The organism is Cupriavidus sp. SIMBA_020 (assembly GCF_046535395.1).
GTDB lineage: Bacteria > Pseudomonadota > Gammaproteobacteria > Burkholderiales > Burkholderiaceae > Cupriavidus > Cupriavidus campinensis.
The window spans coordinates 33,985-53,569 of the sequence record NZ_JAWRWU010000011.1 but is presented as its reverse complement, the minus strand read 5'-3'; the positions used below and the strand labels follow the sequence as shown (position 1 = coordinate 53,569).

The window sequence follows — 19,585 nt, the reverse complement described above, 5'->3', positions numbered from 1 at the left end:
TTACTTCTCCAGTTTGCCGGCGATCAGATCAGCCAGCGTGGATTGCATGGGGACGAGGACGTCCTTCGGATAGTCAGTGAACCGACCGTCGAGCATGTCCTTCCAGAAGGCGAAGGCGCCGTGTTCATACGCGACGCGCTTTCCACCGTGATTGGGGTGGGTGAAGGCCGAATTGAAGAAGCCGGCTTCCCATCCATCGATCGAGGCAACGTCGATCTGCTTCGGAACGTGAGCCGAGCCAATGCAGATCTTCCCGTGGTCCCACGTGTTGAAGTACGGCGGCTCGAACAAGGCACTACCCGGCACCGGCCGCTCGTCGCCTTGCAGCGCGAAGACGGCGAAACCGGACTGCGATGCCTGAAACACCAGGCCCGGGTGAGGAACCACGGCGCTACGCTTGCCCAGCTCCTTGCAGGAGATGAACACGCGACGCATCGCCGGCGGACACCACCACGTCACCGCACTCGGGCTGATCGACAGCACGTTAGGGGTGAGAAACTCCCCCTTCGGGAGCGCGTGATGAGCTACCTCGCGGACGGCGTGAATCAATGCCATCCGGTTCAGCGGCACGCCAGCGCCAATTACGGGACGACCAGCGGTGTCAGGGTCAATACGATGCGCGGTGGCGTAGGAAAACTGCCCGGGCCGCGTGCCATAAAGCAAAATGGCCCCCTGCAGGGCCACTTCATGCGACCGCGACGCGGTCAGGATGTCGGCCATGTGGCCTCCTTTAGTTGAAATGCTCAAGCACCCGATCCAGTAAGGCGATCAGCTTGAGCGTGTCTTCAAGAATGGCGTACTGCGCCCGGATGGATGCTCGCGTGGTCGCAAGCGGAATGAAGCATTGAAAGTAGGTCGCATAGCCACCGTTGTTGGCGCACTCGAAATGGTCGTCGAGTACTTCGCCAACATAGTCGCAGTGCTCATAAGCAACAGTCGCCGCGGAATAGGCCGGCTCGGCCCATTGCGCGCCTTGGAGCAACGTGGAAGCGCCCATGCGGGAGAGCGCCACGTCCAGGTCCGCGAGCGCGCCGCACAGACTGCCACGCCAGTCGTCTGCACTGAGACGCGCCAACTCACGTAGCTTGCGCCGGCTAATCAACGAGAGCTTTCGGTCCTTCTGAAGCCACTGCCACTTTGGCAATGTTTCATCCGGCGCGAGCTCTGCCCGCACAACCGAAGGCAAGTAGCGATCGATATCCAACTCGTCCCCGCCGAAGCGTTCTTTGAGGTGCTCGCGCGCCTCTTCGTCATCGGTCAACGGTTCATAGTCCCAATGCCACCGGGCAAACATATCGAGCAAATCGTCCGGGGTCCTAATGTGCAGCGACTTCATCGCGGCTGCCCGAATAAGATGGAACGTCATGAACACTAGCGAGGGGTGAAGATTGCGCAAAGCCGCTGCGCGTGCCTCCGTCAGCGTATAGACCGTTTCCTCTTCTAGCCGGATGCCGAGGTACAGCGCTGACTCCTCCTGCATGTCGAAGCCGAACTCGGAGATCTCGTTCTCTACCGCTGCATGGTCGATGAGGGTGAGATCGAAGCTCAGTACCTTCGTCGTCGGCACGCGCGGCGCAAGCCAGCCGTGGAACGCTTGGGCGAACGCATCGCCGGCGCCAGCAGGACTAGACACATGCTCCGCATCAAGAATCCCCACGCGGAACTGAGCCGTGACAAGATCCCTGACATCAGTTTCGTCGCCAAAGGACAGAATCGCCGTTTGCGGCACACCCGCGGGGATTGAAGGAAGCGTCAGAAAATCGTGGGCAGGTCGACGTCTGGCAATGGGATGCTGTCGCGCAGGCGCCCAATTGCGTTGTCCTGCATCGACCGCTGGAACAAACGAGCGAGGGTCGAACAGCATTGTTGAGTCTCCTCAGAATGTAAAAAAACCGCCCTTTCGGGCGGCTCCGTGTTTGCGGCGAACTGGTTTGTGGCCAGCGCCTTCATCAGGTCAGACTTGCGCATGCGCGCCCTTGGCGCCAGCGGCGCGCACGAAGGTGAATCGGGCGACACCGTCCTTTACCTCCGGGCCGTCCACCGCAGCGGTGTTGAGCTCAGGGTATTGGGCGGAGTAGACGTCGCGCACCTGCTCCGGCGTGAACTGCGGACTCACGTCCGGCAGCGTCATGCCGTTGTAGGAAAACTCGCGCTTGAGCTTCGTGACTTCGAGTGCCATGGCGATCCTCCTTAGAGCAGAGACGCGAGGTCGGTTCCCGCGTTGGCGGGCGCTCCGGCTTCGGCATTCGCCTCTGCCTTGGTGTCCGCCGCCGGGGTATCACCATCGTCATCGTCATCCTCCGAATCGCTGGACGAGGCAGCGCTCGAGGGGGACGCGGCCTTGGCCAGCGCCTTCGTTGCCTTGGACGATTGGGTCGTCTTCGCCGCATCCAGGATGGACTTGGTGGCCTCCGCCTGCTCCGCGAGCGAGCGGTGCGAGTCCGTCACGGCCGTGATGGCCACGGCGAACTCCGCATCCAACTCCGCCGGCGTCGCCGTGAGCGACACTGGGGTGGTCAGGGCTGCGTCCGCAGCATTCTTAATGACAGGCATGACCACGACAGACATGGCGTCGCCAGTCATGGACAGGGTGATGACGACCTTGTCGGTCGCGCGCACCAAGGGTGCAAGTTCAGTGAACATAGGTGAAATCTCTTGGGGAAAGGGGAAAGGACGGAGGGCGCCGTTGGCGCCCTCCGATGGGTGAATGACTAGTAGTGCAGGACCTTCGGCACCTTGCCGCTGTAGTCGAAGTCCTTCACCGCCAACAGGCCAGCGATGACGTCCGGCTTGGGCTTGTTGAACAGCTTGGCGAAGTTGTCACCGAGCGCCTTGCGGATGCCCAGCTCGTCGGCGAGAACCTTCATCTCCGACTTCGTGAGCATTTCCAGGAAGTCCTGCGCTTGCTGGAGGTTCCAGTGGGCGCGCAGATCCAGCTTGTGGTAGCGGCAGAGCTCGCGGAGATTGTTCACCTCCATGCCATCGATTGCCGCGACGGTCAGGCCGATCGTCAGCTGCTGTCGCTTCTGACCGTCGAGTACATGCACGGCCGTCAGACAACCTTGCAGCGAGGACGAGGACTTTTGCTCGGTCAGCTTCTCGAAGAACTTGCCCATCACATCCCCGGCAATGTTGCGCGCCAGGCCGTTCAGAGCAACGGCAAGAAGATACGAGTTCGCCTGTTCGGCGTTCTGCGCGACTTCCTTGCGCAGCGCCTTGCGCCACAGCGCGGTCCGGTAGCCCTTCACCTTCTCCGACTCGCTGATAGCCGTCACGGGCTTCTCAGCCGCCGCGGACGATTTGTCACCTTGCTTCGCAGGCGCTGCCTTGCCACCTCCGGCTGGTTTGGCTTCGGGTGCCTTGGCGGCGTCCTTCTCGGCCTTGATCCGCGCGGCAACCTTTTGCTGGTTGCATACGGTATCGAAGCACTGGCCGCTGTAGACCTTGCCCATAGAATCGGGCAGGCCGCTGACGGCGGCGCCGAAGTTCTGGCAGGCGTGGCAGGCTTTCGCCTGGTCCTCGCCGACGCCAGTGGCACCCTCGACTTTCAACTGGATCCGGGTGTGGTTGTCGCCCGGCTTGATGATGCGCACGATCGGGTACTCGTCCTTCAGCCCGTAGGCGATGCCTTCGAGCTTTTTGGTGAGTTTCCCTTCGTAGCACGCACGGTTGGTGCAGTTGCCGGTTGCGATGGCCTCGCCGAACATCTCCGTTTGCAACGAAGAGTTGTGCGGGCATGCCGCGCACTCGGTCTTGTCGAAGATGGCGGACTCGAGACTGCACGCGGCCGCCTCGATCGTCTTCTTCAGTTCCGCAATGGGCTTCTTCTCGCTGATGATGACCGGCAGGAGCTTGTCCTGCTTCTCTTTGGCGAGCGTGGCTAGCAGTTCGGCGTGCCCGAGCTGGATGGTACGGGTGTTGAGCGCATCCAGAACGGATTCGCTGCAGTTCATCAACGCCAGGCGTTTGTCGAGCGTCGAGCGCGACCAGCCAAGCTGGCGGGCCGCTTCGTCGCGGTCGCCCTGCAACTGACCGACAATCAGGGATGCTTGCACGGCCTCCTCGGAAGGAGCCATGTCGGCACGCTGGATATTTTCAATCAGCGCCTTACGATCGGCCTCGGCATCGGTCATCACCTGGATGTTGACCGGGATCTGATATCCATCGCCATGGGCGGCCAAAGCGGCACGGTAGCGGCGTTCGCCGGCTACAAGTTCGTACGCGCGGCCATCCTCATCGTCCTCGATGGGACGGATCAGAACGGGCTGGATGACACCGTCCATGCGAACGGATTCAGTCAGTTCAGCCATTTTGGCAGGATCGAAGTACTTGCGCGGATTGCGGCCAGGACGGATGCTGCCAATAACAACGGTAGGGTTTTGCATTGTGGGTTCTCGCGGAAATGGGGAACCCGTTGCCGCACCGGGAACGTGGTTCCCGATGGGATGAAGAGCGGTGGACTACGCCGCAGAGGCGTTACACCGGTACTGCAGAAGCTGGCACCTTGCGGTGCGGGGTCGATGCGTCAGGGACGCGGAATGTGCCGTGAGGATATACGAAAACCCGTCACCGCATCAAGGCCCTGTGACCGTGGGCAGCCCCTCAACGCGCAGGGCCGGCATCCACGTCCCTGGGACCGGAGCGCGCAACACGGTACCGCGCGCTGTAACCCGTTGACCTGCTAACTGCCGCGCATCTGCCAAGGAAATGCCGGAAACCTCCCATGTCACCTGGTTGTCGGCCTGCAGGAGGACGACAGGAAATGGGTCGTTTCCCTTGATGTGGATCTCGCCCGTCACTGACACCACGCGGGCGGCCGGCGCCGCCGCGGCGCATCCGGCTAGCACTGCAATCGCGGCAAATGGAACGATCAGGTTCGTCACGTCTCTACCCTCCCCACGAAAGGAGGGGCAGTTTCCCGCCCCTCCTTGTTCACTGAATCACGACCGACAGAGTCGTGCCGGCCGGCACTTTCACCGTTTCACTGTAGACGCCATTCACCGCCTTGCGCACCACAGGCAGGCTTGCATACGGCTGGAGCGTAGACTGGACCGGCTGGGTCAGCGTGCGGGCCGCCACCAGTGTCTGCAGTTGACAGCTTTTGAATCCAGGCGTCGCCTGCCTGTCGATTCTGTTGAAAAACCCGACTTCGGCATCGCCCAGGAGAGGTGTGACCGTGCGGAGAGACTCGTGTTGACGGTCGCGCTCGAACTTCGAGGCTTTCCACCCGGCGCATCGCTCCTAGGTCGCTATCGCATTCCGATCTTCACCGTATGGGATCAACCGCCTTGCCATTCGTCGCGGGTTTTGCGCTGTTGCCGCCAGCAAGAACACATCCTGCGCTGCAGCCAGCCCGCGTAGCCGCAAGCGATCAAGCTTCAGGATTCGCTTCAGGATTCGCTTCAGGTGAGCAAATAGCATTTCCACCTTATTTCGCTCCCGGCGCGATCGCTTGTACTCCGGCGTCACCGCGAACTTCCGCGCTACGTCAGGGCCGTTCTCATGACTCATTAACGCTTCGCGAAATTTTCCGGAATGGGAGGTTTGGGCAGCATTGATTCTTCATCGCGCACTCGCCGCAGTCGTGCGGACTGGCTCGATAGTTGACCGTTTCGGCCTTCGCGACATAAGTGCTTGGGTTCGCAAATGCGCGCCAATCGCTGCGCAGCGCGTTCCCACCTGGGCACGGTACTCGTTGGCTTGCTCGTCATAGTGCCCGCCCAACGAAGATCGCCGGGCGATGGAAATCGAGGCGTGGAGGTAAAAACCGTAAGCCGTCACGTCTCCAAGCAGTTTCGTCGGTTCCGGACAAGGTGGGAATGTGACACACACAGAAACCTTTGACATATGTGCAATTGCACACCACAATGCGCAACATGAACTCCCCCAATGGTCCAGACTTGTGTCACTGTCTTGCCGTGCGTCGCGCCGCGAGGTATGCATCCCGCATCTACGATAGTCATTTGTCGGCTGTCGGTATTTCTGTTTCACAGTTTTCGATACTAGCGCTCATTGACGAGCACCCCGGAATCGTAATTGCCGATCTGGCCGATCTGATGGTCATGGAGCGAACCACGTTAGTTCGTGCACTCGGACCCCTGCGCGACGAACAGTGGCTAACAAGCGTCGCCGAAGGGCCCAAAGCAGCACTGAAGTTCATGCTATCCGCGGCGGGGAAAGCAAAGCTATCGGAGGCCGAACCATGCTGGCGAGCAGCGCAGGCGGAGTTCGAAGCTGGTGTAGGTCCAAAGCAGGCAACTGCGCTACGAGCGGGCCTGTTGAGTGTCGTCTTTTGAAGCAGATTTTTAACTCGTTTAGTGTGCAATTACACATCTAGAAGGATTCTATGACAGCCTTTCCCTCCATCGCACAAATGAGTGCTGTTAGCGTGGACGACCGCGCCAGTGCTGTAGATTTTGTCAATCGTGTCAACTGGTTCTTCGAAACGTGGGACGTCGAAGCCATGATTGGGGCATTTTTGCCCGACGCCGTGGCATACCACTTTCATGGAACAATTAGTGGACACGCCGAAATCCGGCGCTTCTTCGAGAGTGACTATCCGTATTTGATACCTGGTGTGGGGCGTCACGCCACAAACCATATTGTGGATAAGGACGAAGATGGCGTGGTCGTTCGGTATCAAAACCTCCTTATCCGCCATGCCTCGCCCGAAGACTCGTTGAAATTGGGTGCCGGGCAGGTGATGCACAGTGATACCGGGCTGCCGGCGATCTGGCTCTATTCCCCTATGCGCGACCGGCTGCGCAAGACGGCGGCAGGATGGAAAATCTATGAGCGATATATCGGTGGGTCCACCACAAATCGTATGCTCACGCCTGCGGACACGTCGGCAGCTGCGGCCGCGCCGTATCTGCCGGTACTTCAGAAGGTGTAACCATGCACTATCGTCTCTTTGGTCAGCATACTGGTCTGCGAGTATCTGAGTTGGTCCTCGGTACAGCAAATTTCGGCACTCGTTGGGGATACGGAGCAAATCTCGATGCCGCGCGCGACATCGTTGACCGTTACGCATACGCCGGCGGGAACTTCCTAGACTGCGCCGACGTGTATCAGTTCGGCGAGTCGGAGGAATTTCTCGGTGAACTTCTCTCGGCCCGCCGAAATGAGTTCGTGATCGCCACCAAGTACACCCAGGCGGCCGCCCCTAACGCGGGCGTCCTCGCAACGGGCAATAGCCGACTCGCCATGCGTTTATCGGTTGAGGCGAGTCTCAAGCGTCTCAAGACCGATCGGATAGACCTCTACTGGGTGCATTTTTCCGATGGCATCACGCCAATGGACGAGATCATGCGAGGCCTAGACGACCTTGTACGCAGCGGCAAAGTCCTGTATGTCGGACTGTCTGATTTCCCTGCGTGGCGCGCCGCGCGAGCGTCAACAATCGCGGAGTTGCGCGGCTGGGCGCGAATCGCTGGCCTGCAGTTCGAACACAGCCTTGTCGAACGGACCAGTGAGCACGAACTAATGCCGGCAGGAAATGCGCTGGGAATGGGGATGGTGGCATGGTCGCCGCTCGGAGGTGGATTACTTTCAGGCAAGTATCGCCAGGGGGAGACGGGCCGCCTTGAAGCTCTCGGCGGAGCAGTATTCCAGCAGGAGAACACGGGCCAACGTACCGCCATCGTCGATGCCGTCCTTGCGGTTGCTGCGGAGGTCGGCGTTTCTCCCTCGGCGGTGGCAGTAGCGTGGGTATTACATAAGGGTTCGCTGCCGATAATCGGCCCGCGGACGAGCAAACAGCTGACAGCATACCTCGATGCTTCGGAGCTCACGCTCGCGCCGCATCACGTCGAACTTCTGAATAGTGTTAGCGCATTGTCTCCGATATTTCCGCATACGATGATTGATACCACAGCATCCCGTGAAGCTGCGGCCGGAGGCCAGTACAAGCGCGTTGTGACCCCAGAAAGGTCGGTTGGCTGAGAATGTCCGATATAACGCTGTACGGCGCGAAGACGGGAAACTGTCTTCGCGCAGCGATTGCGATGGCGGAGATCGGCATCGAGCACCGTATCGTTCCACTTGACCTTCGCCGGGGAGACCAGCGAACGCAAGCATTCCTTTCGCTGAATCCGCTCGGAAAAGTCCCTGTGCTGAAAGTATGTTCGTTTGGGGCGCCGCCCCTGATTCTTTCGCAGTCCAACGCAATTCTTCTTTACCTTGCGCGACAGTCCGGGGACAGGTTGCTACCGCATGAAGGAAATCCATTCGCGCTCGTTGCATTGGAGCGATTCTTCCATTTCGTGACGGACGTCATCGCGCCCAGCCATGCATCGTTCTTCTTGAAAAACGAAGGATGCGAGGTGGGCCAAAGATTGTTGGAACAGCGAAGCGTCGATGTGCTTGTTGCAAGTGAAATGTTTCTGGAACACGGCGCATTCATGGCGGGACAGTCATTCACGCTCGCAGACATAGCTGCGGTTAGTATAGCGGCCGCTCTGTCACACTCTATCGACTGGGTGCTATATCCGCGACTTCGCCGCTGGTTCGACAACGTTATGTCGCGGCCTGGCGTGACGCGCGGCATAACGGCCTTTGGTTGACTACTAGCCGGAGGCATGCTGTCAATATCCTCATCATGCATGGTGCCGGGCGAAGACACAAGGCTTCCTTGACGGCGCCGGACATCCGTATGCGGAGCCCTTCACGAACTTTCAAGTCCCGTGCCGTCGAGGCCACCAGTTCTCGGCTATGAAGCTGAATGACGACCGCGTACAAGCGACGCCGCGTTCATCGCAACGGCAAGGCATACGGCGGCGGGCATCCGCGCAAACCGGGTTCCGCCTTAACCGTCGCTTCGTGTTTCGCAAGGGGCAGCTAGCTTCTTGGATCCAGCACAATAACGCCTTGCACCTCACGGCGCTCCAGGCAGGCGTGCGCCTCAGCCGTACGGCTGAGTGGGAACACGCCGCCAATGGTCGGCTTAATTTTCCCCTGCTGGACAGCATCTCTAAGAAAGAGTAGTCCGCGCTGAATTAGATCGGTATGCTCAAAGAAGGTGGGTAAATAGAGGCCTGTTAGAGTCTGCGCTTTCGCCATCAGCCTGCGCGGTGCGAACGGTTCCCCAGGACCGCGCGTCGAACCAATTACGACACAGCGTCCAAACTTCGCGAGGCATCCGAAGTTTTGGTCGAAGACCGTCCCGCCGATTGTTTCAAGGATCACGTCGGCACCTGCGCCGGCCGTCAAAGCTAGCACAGCTTCGGGCCATTGCGGCGTGTCGTACGCAATGGCGTGGTCGGCGCCGAGATTGCGTATGAAGGCGCGGCGTGCGTTGGAACTCCCTGTGCCAATGACCAGGCCCGCGCCTAGCGTCTTTGCGATCTGCACGGCCAGGCTCCCGACCCCGCCTGCCGCGCCATGGACCAGCAAAGTTTCGCCGGGTTGCAGCACTGTACATACCTGAAGCGCGAGAAACGCGGTAACGCCCTGACAGGGCAGGCTCGCCATCCCGATGTCGTCTGCATCATCGTCCAGTTCGACAAGCATGTCCGCCCGGGCCAGGGCGAATTGAGCGTATGCCCCCTTTGGCATCAATGCCATTACCTTACGCCCTATCAGAGCGGCGTGTACTTCTGTACCGGTACGTACTACGTGACCGACTATCTGGAGCCCGCCAACTTGAGGCAACGTCACGCCGCCGACATGCGTTTCGGCGCGGTTATAGACACCCATCCGCTCTCGGATGTCAGGAAAGTTCACGCCGATCGCGGTGGTTTCGATTAGCACTTCGCCCCTACCCGGCTGCGGCTCAGGCAAATCTACATATTCCAGAACTTCGGGGCCGCCGAACTTTCGGTACTCTATGGCTTTCATGACGCATCTCTTTTGATTGGGACCACGTTCCGCGTGGCTCGGTGCAACTCTGAAGTCGCCCGCGCCGCGATGCCGATTTGGCCTGAAAGGGCGACTAAGATCAGTCCAGCGGCGATCAAGGGCAAATGGTTCACTCTGACTCCATCGATGAGGGCGCTGCCACAAAGCGCCGCGCCCGCGGCGCTTCCCAAGTAGTGAGCGGAGCTCTGCAACGCAACGACGACGCTTGCTTTATCTCCATGGAGAGACAGCAATCGATACTGCTGGGGTCCTTGAGAAGACCATGCGGCCGCACCCCACACACCGAAGAGAACCAGCGCGAGAGCCGGATGCGGCAGCGCGGATTCCAACGTCACGAACACGGCAAACATCAGAATGTGTACGGCGGACATAACCCATTCCGGGCGACCGGTAGCGTCGATCAGGACGCTACAGAAGTAGATTCCGACGACGCCGCCAAGGCTCCACGCCCACAGATAAGGCAATGCGTCTGTGATACCGCTCATCGCTTGCAATAGCGTTGCTACGAAGGTGTAAAGCCCGATCGACGCTGCAGATGTGACGAGCGACACGGCAATAGTCGCTGCAACACGCGGATCGGTCATTACTGCAACGCGCTGTCGCAAGGATGGCGGTGTAGTGGCGGCGATTTCAGGCAAGCGCGTGGTGACACTCGCGAGCGCGATTGTGCCCAGTGCCACGATGAGCCACATCGCACTTCTCCAGCCTAGCTTTCCGGCAACAACAAGACCGCCGGGTACACCTACGGCTGTCCCTAGCGCGAGTCCGCCCACAACTAGACCAAGAGCACGCGCGCGCCGCTCCGGAGGAACCATGCTGGAAGCTGTACTGAAGGCGGTGGCGCTGTATAGGCCAGCGCCAACTCCTGCCGCTGCACGGGACAGCAGTAGAAGCGCAAAACTGGTGGCGACCGCGCTGAGTGTGTTCGCCAAGGTGAAAAGGACTAGAGATGCGCCGAGCACGCGACGAACGGACCTGCCAGCCGCTAGAGCGCCGAATATGGGTGCTGAAACCGCATAACACGCTGTGAAGATTGTCACGGTTTGCCCCGAGACGGAAGCAGGAACCTCAAAAGAAGCGGATATGCCGGGCAGCAGACCCGTCATGATGTACGCGTCGATGCCAAGCGCAAATGTACCGAGGCATAGAGGTAGGATCTTGAGCAATCTGGCTCCTGATAAGCCGCGGGGCTAGCGCTGTCGAAGAACGCAGCGATAACCGCGGGACGAGGTGGGCGTTCGCCGGTGATAGGATGATGACTGTCATGAAAAATAGCATTTGTATTCGACGCTCGGTACCCAGCGAGCATGCACATCCCTTGTGAGAATTTGCACCGATGTTCGACTGGAATGACATGAGACACTTCATCGCTCTAGCGGAGGCTGGCACGCTGGCAGGTGCCGCGCGTAAGCTGCACGTTGATCATGCAACTGTTGCGCGGCGCGTCGCAGCCCTGGAGCATGCACTGGGAGAAGCCTTGGTGGACCGTTTTGCGAGACCCTGGCGGCTGACTGAATCGGGTCGCGACGTTGCACGCGTTGCGGAAGGTATGCTGGCCCAAGCTCATGCACTGGAAAGGGCCGTGCGAAGCCGTAAGACCGGGGCGCTGGCGAGGATCACCGTAAGCGCACCGCCCGCTTTCGCGAGCATTTTCCTAGCGCCTCACGTTGTCCAATTTGCTTCACGACATCCCGAGATTCAACTGACCCTGCTAGGCAATCAGCCGTTGCTTTCGCTCAGTCGACAAGAGTCTGATATTGTCGTGCGCCTGTCTCAACCTACAGAGCCAAGCTATGTTTCCCGTCGTATCGGTAGCATGGCGTACGGACTATATGCGGCGCATGATTACATCAACCGCCCACCGAGTGAATGGCAGTTCATTGCATATCACGCCACACTTGACCATGTTCCGGAGCAAGTGTGGCTGCTTGGTTTTGCCGACGGCCGCCACGTCGCTTTCAGAAGCAACGATTTGACGACCCAGCTTGCCGCCGTGCACGAAAAGCTAGGAATCGCCGCGCTGCCTGATTTTTTGGTTAGAGCGGACAAAAGCGTGATCGCGCTGCCTGCGGACGGAGGAAAGCTGTGGCGTGACATTCATCTCGTCGTCCACGCAGACCTGCGACGGGTGCCCGCCGTACGTATCGTGCTGGATTTCATCGCGAAGAGTGTGGCCAACCACTTTGGAAACGGCGAGCGGCACGCCGAATAGCGGTTGTCGCCGATGTCTGCGTAGGTCGACTATGAAGCCTGGTCACGGCTTCTTCGACAGTTGCGAGAAGTGGTGTCATGCCGCGAACGAGAGCGATGGCGGCCCCCGCTAACGCCGTACTGAATCATGCCAATTGGCAACGAGAACCGATACACGGCGGCTCCTTACGGCCAACCCTCACGGCCTCGACGGTGCTCTCAGTGCAGCTAGGGAATGAGGCCGGACCGGCGAAAGCCTGCTATAGCGGTATCGAACAGACCGATGTCCCGGCGCCCGCGCGCCACCAGTTGGGCGCCCTCGATAGCGGCGAACATGGCCAACGCGCGTTGGCGGCGCTCCCGCATGTCGCCGAGCGGTTCCGTTATCTCCAGCACACGCATGAGCCACGCGATATTGACATCAGTAAATCGGTCCACCTCCGCGCGTACGGCCCCGGGCAAGGCATCCTGTTCCGCAGCCATGATTCCACAGAGGCACATACGGTTGCCGTTCAGCAAGGCGGCGCGAAAGATCGCCACATATGCGTCAAGCAACCTTCTCGGTTCTTTGGACCGCTCTATCAGTTGTTCCAGCATCTCGATGCCTGAATCCGTGTACTCGCGCGCCAGCGCTGCGCCCAAGTCGCCCTTGGTCGGGTAGTGGTGGTGGACGGCCGGCCCTTTGATGCCCAGCTCGGAGGCAATGTCGCGAAAACTGAGCGCGTTATAGCCCTGTGCCTGGACCATTCCGCGGGCGATTTCCAGGATTCGTCGCTTGGTGTCTGTGGTAGCCATGCCGCATTGTACTAACTTAGCGCTAAGTAAGCTTGACGGCGTGCAAGTGAGCCTTTAGGATTTGTCTACTTATCAATAGGTAAGTATGTCACAACCTTTCCCTTGCAGGCAATCCGATGAAGATCTTCGACATCCCAGGCTTTCCCAATCCGTTGCGCGTCCGCATCGTCCTCGCTGAAAAATCGCTGGCCGACCGCGTGACTTTCGTAAAGGTCGACCTTCCTGCGGCCGAGCATAAGCAGCCAGCCTTCCTGGCCATCAATCCCACGGGCACCGTGCCGGTGCTCCAACTGGACGATGGCACGTACATTTCAGAATGCACAGCCATCACGGAATACCTCGACCATCTCGATGGCAACCCAGTGCTGACAGGCCGCACACCACGGGAGAAGGGCGTCATCCATATGATGCAAAAGCGCGCCGAGTCTGAACTGATCGATGCAGTAGGCATCTATTTCCATCACGCGACGCCGGGGCTCGGCGCCGCGTTGCAGCCCTACAAAAGTCCGGACTGGAGCGGGCGTGTGGAATGGGGCAACCGCCAACGCGAGAAGGCCGAAGCCGGCATGCGCTACTTCAACGCAGTACTGTCCGAGCAAGCGTATGTGGCGGGTGACGCGTTCTCGATGGCCGATATCACTGTGTGGGCGGGGCTGCTGTTCGCGGGTTTCGCCGAGATCCCGGTGCCTGCCGAATGCGGCCATCTGATGGCATGGCGAGCTAAGATGGATGCGCGGCCATCGGTCAGCCATCCGGCCTGAACGCGCCACACTCCACTCACGCGCCTGAGAGGAGTGTGGCGATCGCCCTCCGGTCGTCGCTCGAGGCGCGCATGACCGTGAGGGTGTCGTTCAGTGTGGCCGTGGCCGCACGGATCGCCGATGTGATGGTCGATACAGCGTCGCGGATAGCCGCGGTCTTCATCTCGCGCTGGCGCGACGAGAGAGTCTTGTCACCCACCACTTTTTGCAGCTCGGCGGCTTTATCGCGCAATTGCGTCTGCAGTTCGCGGATCTTGATCATCAGCTTTTTGACTTCGTCCGGAAACTTGCTGTCCTGGATGGCCTGTGTCACTGCGTCCGAATCCTTGTCAGCAGTCTTCGACAGCTGGCGGCTGCCATGAGACATCGTGATGCGGTCCGTGGCAACGGCGCTGTTGATGGGTGCCGCCGTGCTGTCGTCGGTAGCGGCTTTCGGCACGGGCGCCGACGCCGTCGCGAGGGTGGATGCATCAGCAATTTTGGCGATACCTGTGAGGGAAAGTTGCATGCGTGTTGTCCTTGATGCGCGCCGATCTGGCAATATTGCCTCGGCATACTCCATCAAACAACGACTGACGATGAACGAACTTAATCAAGCTGGATCGACAACAAAATTTGGCCCCACCAAATAATGGGAGGCGGCCAAGCCGGCGGACTTGAGCATGGGCCGTCCCACCGAATGAAACGTCTATCACTCACTCCAGGGCCGCGCCTCGAAGACCGCCATCTTCGTAGCGGGTGGGCCGGTATTGAGATGGCCATTCGAGCGTAAGGTAGCGATCGGCTATGCTTTCATTTACTGACGACATTCGGTCATCTCCATGGGCCATTCACAAGCCTCCAGAAAAACCACTCACGCACGCATCGTGACCATCGCGGCGCGGCGTTTCCGCATGCATGGACTTCGCGGCATCGGCGTAGCGGACATCATGCAGGAAGCCGGGCTGACTGTGGGTGGCTTCTACAAGCACTTTTCCACACGTGAGGCGCTTGTCTGCGAGGCGATGGCCGAGGCTTTCCGCGACACAGACCAGTGGAGCCGACGCCTGCGTGCAGATCTTCGGCGATCCTTGCGGGCCTATCTCGGGGAATCACATCGGGACAGGCTCGAAGACAGCTGCGGCATTGCGGCCTTCCTGAACGATGCGGGCGTCAGCGGCGTGGAATCGCGCGCGTTGTACACCACTCGGCTGCGACAGTTGGTGGAACTGATTGCATCGCTGTTGCCCGAGGACGGAAGCGACAGGCAGGCGAAGGCGATTCTGATATATAGCGCGTGCGTGGGGGCGCTGACCTTGTCTCGCGCGGTGTCCGACGCAGAGCTGTCTCGGGAATTGCTGAATACCGTGGCGGATCAGTTGATGGCGTTGATAGCCACGCCAGACCGCTCCTCTGCTCCTCTCCCGGCAGGAGAGGAGCGCTAAGCCATCTACTGCACTTCCCAGCCACCGCCAGCCGCCGCAAAGATCCGCACCAGCGCCTTGCGCAGGTCCGCATCCGAGCCAGCCTGCCGTGACTCCGCCTCGAGCAGGTCCCGCTCCGCCACCAGTACGTCGAGCAGTCCGACATACCCATATCGGTACTGCAGGCGCGCCAGTTCTGCCGCCTTTCGGTTCTGCGCAACACCTGCCGTTAACGACACATTCTTGACGTTCTCGTTCAGATACCCTGACAGCGCGTTCTCCATATCCTCCAGCGCATCGAGCACCGTCTGCTGGTAACCCAGGTATGCCTGCGTCTGCCGTGCATCGGCCGCGTTGATCTGCGAGCGGATGCGTCCGAAGTTGAGCACCGGTTGGACCAGTCCGGCCCCAATCCCCCACGGCGTCGACGAAAACGGCGATGCGCTCTGCGCCCCGAAAAACGCCGTCAGCGAGATGTTGGGAAACAGTTCCGCCACCGCCGCCTTGCGCGCCGAGATGCTCGCGGCGAACTGGCGCTCCGCCACGCGTACATCAGGCCGCGTGGCCAGCACGGTTGCTGGGGCCGAGACAACAATGCCCGGATCGAGCGGCTGCCACGCCGGCTCTCCCGCAAGCACCTCCGACAACGAACCCGGCGTGCGACCCAGCAGGCTCGACAACCGGTTCATCGCACCGTCGTATCCGGTACGCAGCACAGGCAGCGTCGATTCCGTTGCGGATACTTGTGCGGCGGCGCGCTGTACGTCGAAGTTGCTCGCCAGCGCGCCCTGCTTTTGCGCCTCGATCAACTGCAGTGTACGGCGCTGGCTGTCCAGGTTGCGCTCCGTGATGCCGATCTGCTGTGCGAAGTTGCGCAGTTCGAAATAGGTGCGCGCCACCTCGGCCAACAACCCCACGCGCACCGCTTGCTGGCTTGCTTCAGCGGACTGCAGCACTGCAGCCGCCTGCGCCGTGCGTGCCTGGTTGCGGCCGAACAGGTCTACCTCCCACGCCGCCGAGATGGCCACTTGATTGATCGTCACGGCCTGGTCATTGGTGACAAAACCCCGGTTGCCGCGTTCCGAACTTGCCGTCGCGTTGACCTGCGGCGCCAGCGTCGATTGCGCCAGCAGGCGACCCGCGCGGGCTTCCTCCACCCTGGCCTTGGCAATCGCCAGCGCCTTATTGCTGGCTAATGCCTCGCTCACCAGTGCATCGAGTGTCGGATCGCGGAAACGCGACCACCACGCCTGGTCCACGCCAGCAGCGGCGTCGGCCACCAAGTAGGCATTTGCCGCAGGATTTACGCCTCCCAGCTTCGTCCACCGCGGCGCAGGATCAATGCCCGACGACTGCGGCCCCACGGGGGCAGTGCAGGCCGCCAGCGCCGCGGCCGCCAGCACCGTCATCAGCTTAAGCTTCAACATGGTGATGCACCTTTTCGGTCTTGGTGACGCGCTTCTCCAATGCGCGCGCCATCACATAGAAAATCGGGGTCAGGAACAAGCCGAAGAACGTCACGCCGATCATGCCGAAGAACACCGCCACTCCCATGGCATGGCGCATCTCGGCACCGGCACCGTGCGACAGCACCAGCGGCAGCACACCGGCGATAAACGCGATGGACGTCATCAGGATGGGCCGCAGCCGCAGGTGAGCCGCCTCCACCGCCGCCGCAAACGTGGACTTTCCCTCGATCTCCAACTCCCGCGCAAACTCGCCGATCAGGATGGCATTCTTGCACGCGAGCCCTATCAGCACGAAGAAGCCGATCTGCGTGAACAGGTTGTTGTCGCCCTTGGTCAACCAAACGCCCATGATGGCCGAGAACAGGCACATCGGTACGATCATGATGATAGCCAGCGGCAGGAACACGCTTTCGTACTGCGCGGTCAGCACCAGGAACACCAGCAGGATGCAGATCGGGAACACGATCAGCGCCGTGTTGCCGGCCAGGATCTGTTGGTAGGCAAGTTCTGTCCATTCGAACGTCATCTCGCCGGTCAGCGTATCGTCCAGGATCCTGGTGATCGCAGCCTGCGCCTGCCCCGTGGAGTAACCGGAAGCGGGACCGCCATTGATATCGGCCGAACGATAGCCGTTGTAGCGCGCCGCGCTCTCCGGCCCGCTGGTGTCGCTCAACGTGACCACCGCGCCTAACGGCACCATCTTGCCCTCGCCATTGCGCACCTTGAGCCGAAGAATGTCATCACGCGACGAACGGAAGCCTGCATCGCCCTGCGCTATCACTTGGTAGGTCCGGCCGAACTTGTTGAAGTCGTTCACATACAGCGAGCCGAGGTAGATTTGCATGGTCTTGAAGATGTCATCCACGTCAATGCCCAGCTGCGACGCCTTGATGCGGTCGACATCGGCAAACAACTGCGGCGTGGTGACGTTGTACGTGGAGTACACGCCCGCCAGCTCGGGCGCCTTGCGCGCTTTCTCCAGCACGGCGTTGACGGTCTTGCTCAGCGCCAGGTAACCGGCATCGCCGCGATCCTCGATCTGGAGCTTGAAGCCGCCCGTATTGCCCAGCCCTTGCACGGGCGGCGGCGGAAACACAGCGATGAACGCGTCCTTGATGGCGCCGTACTGCTTCTGCAGCGCGGCCGCCATGGCTGGCCCGGAAGAGCCAATCTCGCGCATCTCATCGAACGTCTTCTCGCCCATGAATACGGCTGCCGAAGAAGAACTGTTGATGAAGCCATTCAGCGACAGCCCGGGGAATTGCACCGCGTTGCGGAAGGCCGCCTCCCTGGCGGCGATGTCGGTCATCTGCCGCACGACCGACTCGGTTCGCTCCAGGGTGGCACCGTCCGGGAGCTGGACCAGGTTCACGAGATACCCCTTGTCCTGTATCGGCACGAAGCCCGACGGCACCTTGCTGAAACCCAGTGCCGTGGCCCCTAGCAGCACCACATAAATGGCGATCGAACCGCGCTTGCGATGCAGCGCGCGCTTGACGCCGCCGCTGTACGCCTCGGAACTGCGGTGGAAGAAGCGGTTGAATCTGGCGAAGAAGCCACCGAGCAGCCGGTCCATCATCCGCGTCAAGCGATCCTGCGGCGCATCGTGCGCACGCAGCAATAGCGCCGCCAGTGCCGGCGACAGCGTCAGCGAGTTAAAGGCCGAGATCACCGTGGAAAACGCGATGGTCAGCGCAAACTGGCGATAGAACTGCCCTGTCAAGCCGCTGATGAAGGCAATCGGCACGAATACGGCACATAGCACCAGCGCGATAGCGATAATCGGGCCGGTCACTTCCTTCATGGCCTTGATGGTCGCATCACGCGGCGAAAGCCCCGTGGCGATATTGCGCTCTACGTTCTCAACCACCACGATGGCGTCGTCCACTACGATACCGATGGCCAGCACCAGCCCGAACAGCGACAGCGCGTTGATCGAGAACCCGAACGCATGCATCGCCGCGAACGTGCCGACCACGGACACGGGCACTGCCAGCAGCGGGATGATCGCCGCACGCCAGGTCTGCAGGAACAGGATGACCACCAGAACGACCAGCACGATGGCCTCGATCAGCGTATGCGTAACGGCGGAGATCGAGTCACGCACGAATGTGGTGGGGTCGTAGGCGATGCGGTACTCCAGCCCCTTCGGGAACCGCTTGCTCAGTTCCTCCATGCATGCCCGCACGTTGTTCGAGATCTCTATGGCATTGGCGCCCGGCGACTGGAAAATCACCAGCGCCAGCGCCTGCTTGTTGTCCAGGAGCGCGCGCAAGGCATAGTCGCTGGCGCCAATCTCGATCCGCGCAACATCCTTGAGGTAGGTGACCACCCCGCCGTCGCGTTTGACAATGATGTTCTCGAATTGATCGACATCGGTCAGGCGTCCTTGCACATTCACCGGCAACTGGATCTCGACGTTATCCGCGTACGGCGCGGCGCCAATGACGCCTGCCGCCACCTGGATATTCTGCTTGCGGATGGCTGCCACGACTTCATCGGGGTTCATGTTGCGCTCGGCCACCTTTTGCGGGTTGAGCCAGACGCGCATGGCGTAGTTGCCCGAGCCGAACATGTTGATCTGGCCGATGCCGCTGATCTTGGCCAACTCGTCCTTCACGTTGAGCCGTGCGTAGTTGCGCAGGTACAGCATGTCGTACTTGTTGTCGGGCGAGACCAAATGCACCAGCATGGTCAGGTCGGGCGAACTCTTTACCGTGCTGACGCCAAGTTGCCGGGTCACGTCCGGCAGCCGCGGAAGTGCCTCGTTGACGCGGTTCTGCACCAGTTGCGTGGCGAGGTCCGGATCGGTGCCGAGCTTGAACGTCACGGTAAGCGTCATCTGGCCATCGCTGGCGGCCTGGGACGACATGTAAAGCATGTTCTCCACGCCATTGATCTGCTCCTCGAGCGGTGTTGCCACGGTTTCGGCAATGACTTTCGGATTGGCCCCAGGAAACTGCGCGCGCACCACCACAGACGGCGGCACCACTTCCGGATACTCGGAGATCGGCAACTTGGGGATGGCGATCAGCCCGGCCAGGAAGATGATGATGGAAATGACCGCCGCGAAGTTGGGCCGATCAACGAAGAATTTCGAGAGGTTCAT

20 protein-coding genes and 1 pseudogene are annotated in these 19,585 nt (G+C 60.4%); 7 read left to right on the top strand and 14 right to left on the bottom strand.

The features are described from left to right. The 8 genes and pseudogenes from SB751_RS20110 to SB751_RS20075 form a co-directional block, all read right to left on the bottom strand. Nucleotides 1-720 carry a PRTRC system protein B gene (locus SB751_RS20110; RefSeq protein ID WP_410748363.1) on the bottom strand — a complete coding sequence of 240 codons (720 nt, stop codon included), beginning with the start codon at nt 718-720 and terminating at the stop codon, nt 1-3. Between the two features lie 10 nt (nt 721-730). Beyond that, entirely contained in the window at nt 731-1,864 is a 1,134-nt protein-coding gene (locus SB751_RS20105; RefSeq protein WP_410748362.1) for a PRTRC system protein F, read from the bottom strand. Nucleotides 1,865-1,954: 90 nt separating this feature from the next. Further along, nucleotides 1,955-2,179: a PRTRC system protein C gene (locus tag SB751_RS20100; RefSeq protein WP_410748361.1), complete on the bottom strand. Its 225-nt coding sequence runs from the start codon at nt 2,177-2,179 to the stop codon at nt 1,955-1,957. An 11-nt stretch (nt 2,180-2,190) separates the two neighbouring features. Further along, entirely contained in the window at nt 2,191-2,643 is a 453-nt protein-coding gene (locus SB751_RS20095) for a PRTRC system protein E (RefSeq protein ID WP_410748360.1), read from the bottom strand. Between the two features lie 68 nt (nt 2,644-2,711). Continuing rightward, complete coding sequence (locus tag SB751_RS20090) at nt 2,712-4,385, bottom strand: PRTRC system ParB family protein (RefSeq protein ID WP_410748359.1); 1,674 nt, start codon at nt 4,383-4,385, stop codon at nt 2,712-2,714. A gap of 189 nt (nt 4,386-4,574) precedes the next feature. After that, nucleotides 4,575-4,883, bottom strand: coding sequence for a hypothetical protein (locus tag SB751_RS20085; protein WP_410748358.1), 309 nt, complete (start codon nt 4,881-4,883; stop codon nt 4,575-4,577). 49 nt (nt 4,884-4,932) lie between these two features. Further along, the gene (locus tag SB751_RS20080; protein ID WP_410748506.1) at nt 4,933-5,163 is read right to left on the bottom strand and encodes a M30 family zinc metallopeptidase; all 231 of its coding nucleotides are present in this window, start codon (nt 5,161-5,163) and stop codon (nt 4,933-4,935) included. Nucleotides 5,164-5,241: 78 nt separating this feature from the next. Next, nucleotides 5,242-5,730, bottom strand: a pseudogene (locus SB751_RS20075) (transposase); the annotation flags it as partial. A gap of 137 nt (nt 5,731-5,867) precedes the next feature. Here SB751_RS20075 and SB751_RS20070 point away from each other — a divergent pair. The 4 genes from SB751_RS20070 to SB751_RS20055 are packed head-to-tail and all read left to right on the top strand — an operon-like array spanning nt 5,868 to nt 8,564. Continuing rightward, a complete protein-coding gene (locus SB751_RS20070; RefSeq protein WP_410748357.1) occupies nt 5,868-6,296 on the top strand; it encodes a MarR family winged helix-turn-helix transcriptional regulator in 429 nt (142 codons plus the stop codon). Between the two features lie 50 nt (nt 6,297-6,346). Continuing rightward, on the top strand, nt 6,347-6,895 hold the full coding sequence (locus SB751_RS20065) for a nuclear transport factor 2 family protein (protein ID WP_410748356.1): 549 nt from the start codon (nt 6,347-6,349) through the stop codon (nt 6,893-6,895). 2 nt (nt 6,896-6,897) lie between these two features. Continuing rightward, the gene (locus SB751_RS20060) at nt 6,898-7,944 is read left to right on the top strand and encodes an aldo/keto reductase (RefSeq protein WP_410748355.1); all 1,047 of its coding nucleotides are present in this window, start codon (nt 6,898-6,900) and stop codon (nt 7,942-7,944) included. A 2-nt stretch (nt 7,945-7,946) separates the two neighbouring features. Then, a complete protein-coding gene (locus tag SB751_RS20055) occupies nt 7,947-8,564 on the top strand; it encodes a glutathione S-transferase family protein (protein ID WP_410748354.1) in 618 nt (205 codons plus the stop codon). A 274-nt stretch (nt 8,565-8,838) separates the two neighbouring features. On the opposite strand, the gene SB751_RS20050 is transcribed toward SB751_RS20055, so the two are convergent. Together SB751_RS20050 and SB751_RS20045 are read right to left on the bottom strand one after the other, a co-directional pair. Beyond that, nucleotides 8,839-9,837 (bottom strand): quinone oxidoreductase family protein, encoded by a 999-nt coding sequence (locus SB751_RS20050; protein WP_410748353.1) that lies wholly within the window; start codon nt 9,835-9,837, stop codon nt 8,839-8,841. After that, complete coding sequence (locus SB751_RS20045; RefSeq protein WP_410748352.1) at nt 9,834-11,024, bottom strand: MFS transporter; 1,191 nt, start codon at nt 11,022-11,024, stop codon at nt 9,834-9,836. The genes SB751_RS20050 and SB751_RS20045 overlap by 4 nt, the downstream gene beginning before the upstream one ends. 170 nt (nt 11,025-11,194) lie before the next feature. Between SB751_RS20045 and SB751_RS20040 the strand changes: the two genes are divergently transcribed. Next, nucleotides 11,195-12,070, top strand: coding sequence for a LysR family transcriptional regulator (locus tag SB751_RS20040; protein WP_410748351.1), 876 nt, complete (start codon nt 11,195-11,197; stop codon nt 12,068-12,070). A gap of 206 nt (nt 12,071-12,276) precedes the next feature. Here SB751_RS20040 and SB751_RS20035 read toward each other — a convergent pair whose 3' ends face one another. Continuing rightward, a complete protein-coding gene (locus tag SB751_RS20035) occupies nt 12,277-12,843 on the bottom strand; it encodes a TetR/AcrR family transcriptional regulator (protein WP_410748350.1) in 567 nt (188 codons plus the stop codon). 116 nt (nt 12,844-12,959) lie between these two features. Between SB751_RS20035 and SB751_RS20030 the strand changes: the two genes are divergently transcribed. Beyond that, complete coding sequence (locus SB751_RS20030) at nt 12,960-13,604, top strand: glutathione S-transferase (RefSeq protein ID WP_410748349.1); 645 nt, start codon at nt 12,960-12,962, stop codon at nt 13,602-13,604. A 16-nt stretch (nt 13,605-13,620) separates the two neighbouring features. On the opposite strand, the gene SB751_RS20025 is transcribed toward SB751_RS20030, so the two are convergent. Next, entirely contained in the window at nt 13,621-14,112 is a 492-nt protein-coding gene (locus tag SB751_RS20025) for a hypothetical protein (RefSeq protein ID WP_410748348.1), read from the bottom strand. A gap of 313 nt (nt 14,113-14,425) precedes the next feature. Here SB751_RS20025 and SB751_RS20020 point away from each other — a divergent pair, with 313 nt between their 5' ends. Then, nucleotides 14,426-15,028: a TetR/AcrR family transcriptional regulator gene (locus SB751_RS20020; protein ID WP_410748347.1), complete on the top strand. Its 603-nt coding sequence runs from the start codon at nt 14,426-14,428 to the stop codon at nt 15,026-15,028. Nucleotides 15,029-15,033: 5 nt separating this feature from the next. Here the strand turns inward: SB751_RS20020 and SB751_RS20015 are convergent, their stop codons facing one another. Then, nucleotides 15,034-16,416, bottom strand: coding sequence for an efflux transporter outer membrane subunit (locus tag SB751_RS20015; RefSeq protein WP_410748346.1), 1,383 nt, complete (start codon nt 16,414-16,416; stop codon nt 15,034-15,036). Nucleotides 16,417-16,420: 4 nt separating this feature from the next. Beyond that, the gene (locus tag SB751_RS20010) at nt 16,421-19,585 is read right to left on the bottom strand and encodes an efflux RND transporter permease subunit (protein WP_410748345.1); all 3,165 of its coding nucleotides are present in this window, start codon (nt 19,583-19,585) and stop codon (nt 16,421-16,423) included.

Excerpts from the sequence above, each read along its gene's own strand:
- SB751_RS20070 (WP_410748357.1), top strand. The coding sequence starts at position 5,868 with ATGCGCAACATGAACTCCCCCAATGGTCCAGACTTGTGTCACTGTCTT.
- SB751_RS20025 (WP_410748348.1), bottom strand. The coding sequence starts at position 14,112 with ATGCAACTTTCCCTCACAGGTATCGCCAAAATTGCTGATGCATCCACC.
- SB751_RS20050 (WP_410748353.1), bottom strand. The coding sequence starts at position 9,837 with ATGAAAGCCATAGAGTACCGAAAGTTCGGCGGCCCCGAAGTTCTGGAA.
- SB751_RS20100 (WP_410748361.1), bottom strand. The coding sequence starts at position 2,179 with ATGGCACTCGAAGTCACGAAGCTCAAGCGCGAGTTTTCCTACAACGGC.
- SB751_RS20060 (WP_410748355.1), top strand. The coding sequence starts at position 6,898 with ATGCACTATCGTCTCTTTGGTCAGCATACTGGTCTGCGAGTATCTGAG.
- SB751_RS20035 (WP_410748350.1), bottom strand. The coding sequence starts at position 12,843 with ATGGCTACCACAGACACCAAGCGACGAATCCTGGAAATCGCCCGCGGA.
- SB751_RS20040 (WP_410748351.1), top strand. The coding sequence starts at position 11,195 with ATGTTCGACTGGAATGACATGAGACACTTCATCGCTCTAGCGGAGGCT.
- SB751_RS20020 (WP_410748347.1), top strand. The coding sequence starts at position 14,426 with ATGGGCCATTCACAAGCCTCCAGAAAAACCACTCACGCACGCATCGTG.
- SB751_RS20030 (WP_410748349.1), top strand. The coding sequence starts at position 12,960 with ATGAAGATCTTCGACATCCCAGGCTTTCCCAATCCGTTGCGCGTCCGC.
- SB751_RS20090 (WP_410748359.1), bottom strand. The coding sequence starts at position 4,385 with ATGCAAAACCCTACCGTTGTTATTGGCAGCATCCGTCCTGGCCGCAAT.
- SB751_RS20055 (WP_410748354.1), top strand. The coding sequence starts at position 7,947 with ATGTCCGATATAACGCTGTACGGCGCGAAGACGGGAAACTGTCTTCGC.
- SB751_RS20105 (WP_410748362.1), bottom strand. The coding sequence starts at position 1,864 with ATGCTGTTCGACCCTCGCTCGTTTGTTCCAGCGGTCGATGCAGGACAA.
- SB751_RS20015 (WP_410748346.1), bottom strand. The coding sequence starts at position 16,416 with ATGACGGTGCTGGCGGCCGCGGCGCTGGCGGCCTGCACTGCCCCCGTG.
- SB751_RS20065 (WP_410748356.1), top strand. The coding sequence starts at position 6,347 with ATGACAGCCTTTCCCTCCATCGCACAAATGAGTGCTGTTAGCGTGGAC.
- SB751_RS20010 (WP_410748345.1), bottom strand. The coding sequence starts at position 19,585 with ATGAACCTCTCGAAATTCTTCGTTGATCGGCCCAACTTCGCGGCGGTC.
- SB751_RS20095 (WP_410748360.1), bottom strand. The coding sequence starts at position 2,643 with ATGTTCACTGAACTTGCACCCTTGGTGCGCGCGACCGACAAGGTCGTC.
- SB751_RS20110 (WP_410748363.1), bottom strand. The coding sequence starts at position 720 with ATGGCCGACATCCTGACCGCGTCGCGGTCGCATGAAGTGGCCCTGCAG.